This window comes from Pseudorhodobacter sp. (assembly GCF_030452865.1).
Taxonomy (GTDB): Bacteria; Pseudomonadota; Alphaproteobacteria; order Rhodobacterales; family Rhodobacteraceae; genus Pseudorhodobacter.
Genome location: NZ_JAKDLJ010000355.1, coordinates 1 through 3,721, shown reverse-complemented (window position 1 = coordinate 3,721; position 3,721 = coordinate 1). Strand labels below are relative to the sequence as shown.

Here is a 3,721-nt window from a genome sequence, read left to right as displayed (position 1 = left end):
GCGCGGGCGCATTGCTCTTTTAGTCGACAGCCCTGCTATAAAGGCAAAGGGCGAGGGCGGATGGTTTGCAAGGAAGCACGGACCATCGAAGCCGCGGCAATCGCTGCCCGGCAGGCGAATGCAAACATTCGCCGAGAGGGAGCGCAAGGTTCACTTCGGGATTGCTGTCAATCAGCACGCAATACTGACCCCCTATCGGCATCCAAAATTGATCCCGTCGGTGGCATAGGATTTGGGTCTGGCCCGACGGAGTGGGTCATGTGACGGAGGCGGGTCAGACCCAAATCCGGGGCGTCAGGCGCGGTTCTTGAAGCGCCAGGACTCATTGCCGGTTTCGACGATCTCGCAATGATGGGTGAGGCGATCAAGCAGCGCGGTGGTCATCTTGGCGTCGCCGAAGACGGTCGGCCATTCGCCGAAGGCCAGGTTGGTGGTGACGATGATGGACGTGCGCTCGTAGAGCTTGCTGATCAGATGGAACAGCAGTTGGCCGCCTGCTTGGGCGAAGGGGAGATAGCCAAGCTCGTCCAGGATAACGAAGTCGAGGCGGTTCAGATAATCGGCGAGCCGGCCCTGCTTGCCGCTGCGGGTCTTGGTCTCAAGGCGGTTGACCAGATCGACGACATTGTAGAACCGACCCCGCGTACCGTTGCGGAGTGAGCCATTGAAGGCGCCATCGGTTCGAGCCCAATGGCGAACGCGCGGGCAATGGCGATCGCCAGGTGCGATTTTCCGGTCCCGGTGCCACCAACGAGCACCACGTTGCGCTGATCGGCTACGAAGGTGCCGCTTGCAAGCTCTCGTACCAAGCCCGCATTGACTGGTGTGCCGGTGAAGTCGAAGTCGTCGAGGTCTTTCGCCAGCGGCAGCTTCGCGATGGTCATCTGGTATTTGATGGAACGAGCCTGCTTCTCGGCGATCTCGGATTGCAGCAGGTCACCGATGATGCGTGGCGGTTCGTGTTGGCGCTTGATGCCGGAGGCCATGACCTCGTCATAGGCACTGCGCATTCCATAAAGCTTGAGGCTGCTCATCAGGTCGAGGATTTGCGTGCGTTCCATGTGTGTTGGCCCTCCTGAGGCTGTCGTGGCGCGCGCAATCAGCGACCGGTTCATGGGTCAGGCGCAGCGTTTCTGGGGTGAGAAGAAGGGGAGTCGGTGATACATCGCGGCTTCGGGCCAGAATGTTGATGACGACCGGAGCGGAGAATACGCCCTGATCCAGCGCCTCCTTGCAGGCGGCTTCCACTGCGGTGATCCCGTCGGCAGATACGCAACCGAGGATCGAGACCATTTGTTTGTCGCCATCGCTGACGCTCTTGAGTTTGCGGCGGATCGCGGCCATGGCGGCGGGAAGAACCCAGTCGCGGAACGGGGCACCATTGCGGAGTGCGCCGGGTTTGCGCGCCAGAACAGGGACATAGTGCCAAGGGTCGTAGATCGTCTCAAACCGGCCAAAGCACCTGGGGTGCTCTGCGACAACGGCCCCAGTCTGGCGAATGACAATCCGCTCGGCATAGGCATGCACCTCGACCGGCCGCCCGACGGCTGTCGAGACCACCGAGTATTTGTTGTTGTCGAAGCGCACCGTGCAGGTCTTTGATACGGACGCGGGCACGCTGTGGAAGCCATCGAACGGGCCTGCGTATCTTACCAGATGCGGTCGTTCGGCTTCGAACATCTGCCAGACCGTCTGATTGGTCTGCTCCGGATGCTTATGGGCTTTGGCGTAGGCGATGCATTTATCAAGCAGCCAGACGTTCAACTCATCCAAGCTTTTGACCCTCAGGCGCGGCGTAAAGAACCGCTCGCGTACAAGGCCGACCTGGTTCTCGACCTGGCCTTTCTCCCAACCCGATGCCGGCGTGCATGCGACCGGTTGGACCAGATAATGGCTGCACATCTGCTGGAAACGGCGGTTGTAGAGGCGTTCCTTGCCAACAAATACCGTTTCCACGGCAGTATTCATATTGTCGTAGACGCCCCGCGTGCAGGCCCCTTTGAAGAAGGCGAAGGCCCCCTCTCGGCGAATGCTTGCATTCGCCTGTCGGCTACGGATCATGCGCATCAAACACCATCTCCTGGCTCTCGCGCATGTAGGCCCGGACAAACATCATCCGGCTGTGGCAAAGCCGGACATGGGCGACCTTCACCGTGACCGTCACGCCATTGATCAGCACGATCTCGTGGCTCCAGTCGAACTGGTATGCCTCGCCCGGTGCATAGTAGAGCGGCACATAGGCATCCGCCGTAACCGATCCTCGGGCCTGCACCCAGGTCTTGGCATAGCGCCGGACAGCATCGTAACTGCCCTCATATCCAAGGCCGCGCACTTCCTCGTAAATGCGGATCAGTGTCAGCCGTTCTCGCGCCGCCTTGCCCTCATTGGCCTGAAGAAACCGGTCGATATGCTCAACCCAAGGCCCGATCTTTGGCAGCGGCTGGTGTTCGCGTTCATAGGTGAAATCAGTCTCGCCAGACCGCAATATCTTGCGCACCGTATTGCGCGAGACATGTAGATCCCGGCTGATCCTCTTCATCGACCAACCCTGCGCATGAAAAGTCCGCCGAACCCGCGCGATCGTATCCACTCTCTTCAACTCCCACTCCATCCGCTGCTCCGCAACGGACGGTCTGACAAAACTTCAGGGGGGTCAAAATTTGACGCCGATCACCCCGCTATGGGGGTCAATTTTGCATGCCGAAACACAGCCGTATTAGGATCGCCTAGGCCGTGTTGACAAAAGGGATTCACACGGCGCTCTGAACGTGATTCAAGCTGGTATCTGCGATGGAGACCAGCTTGGCACGAGATATGATGCTGGACGAGGAGTGGGCGTTCCATGAACGCTTCATCCAAGCCGTCCGCGCCCCGAACGGACGCAAACCCATGAACCATCGGCTTGTTCTGGATGGAATTTTCTGGATCGCACGCACCGGATCGCCGTGGCGTGACCTGCCTGAAGAGTTCGGCAAGTGGTCAAGCGTCTACCGCCAGTTCCGGCGATGGACCCTGGCGGGGCTGTGGGAGCAGATCATGGAGGCCCTGAACGAAAGCCGGATCGTGCCGGATGCACTCCAGATGATCGACAGCACCGTGGTTCGCGCCCATCATCAGGCAGCGGGCGCAAAAGGGGGACTCCGCGACAGGGTTTCGGCCGTTCAAGAGGTGGTTTCACGACCAAGATCCATCTCCGCGTCAACGGTGCCGGCTTGCCCATGAGGGCGGACATCACGCCGGGGCAGACGTCGGATTATCTGGGCTTCGACTTGATCATGGACGACAACATGCCCGAGCCGTCCGTCCTTCTGGCGGATCGTGGCTATGACTCTGACAATGTTCGCAAAACCATGGAGGCGCGCAACGTGGTTCCGGTCATCCCCATGCGCAAGACCCGAAAGCTGCGGGTCGCTGTGGATCGCACACTATACCGGCTGAGGAACCTCGTTGAGCGCTGCTTCAACAAGCTCAAGAACGCCCGCCGTGTCGCCACCCGCTACGACAAAACCGCCGAGAGCTTTCTGGGCTTCATCGACATCACGTCGATCCGCCTCTGGCTCCGCCATTTGTCAACATGACTTAGGCGCAGCAATTGGTCTGGCGTCACGACCTTCACCGACGTTTCAACTTTCGACCGCCTAACTACTGAGCTACTCTCCGATCTTTTTGTAAATGCTGGATCAAATTTCCCCAGAAGTGCTGGCGCAAAAATCCCCACCTC

1 protein-coding gene and 3 pseudogenes are annotated in these 3,721 nt (G+C 59.4%); 2 read left to right on the top strand and 2 right to left on the bottom strand.

What is annotated here, in order from left to right; genetic code table 11:
- A pseudogene (locus tag L0H65_RS16195) lies at positions 1-97 on the top strand (IS5/IS1182 family transposase); the annotation flags it as partial.
- A 197-nt stretch (positions 98-294) separates the two neighbouring features.
- On the opposite strand, the pseudogene istB reads toward L0H65_RS16195, so the two are convergent.
- Both istB and istA read right to left on the bottom strand, forming a co-directional pair.
- A pseudogene (gene istB / locus L0H65_RS16190) lies at positions 295-1,061 on the bottom strand (IS21-like element helper ATPase IstB).
- Positions 994-2,599 (bottom strand): annotated as a pseudogene (gene istA, locus L0H65_RS16185) (IS21 family transposase). The pseudogenes istB and istA overlap by 68 nt, the downstream one beginning before the upstream one ends.
- A 191-nt stretch (positions 2,600-2,790) precedes the next feature.
- On the opposite strand from istA, the gene L0H65_RS16180 reads away from it, so the two are divergent.
- Positions 2,791-3,578 (top strand): IS5 family transposase gene (locus L0H65_RS16180; RefSeq protein WP_301460183.1). Its coding sequence is split into 2 segments (ribosomal slippage): positions 2,791-3,127 and positions 3,127-3,578, totalling 789 coding nucleotides; the frame shifts between segments, so codons are not numbered across the junction.
- Positions 3,579-3,721 lie beyond the last annotated feature (143 nt).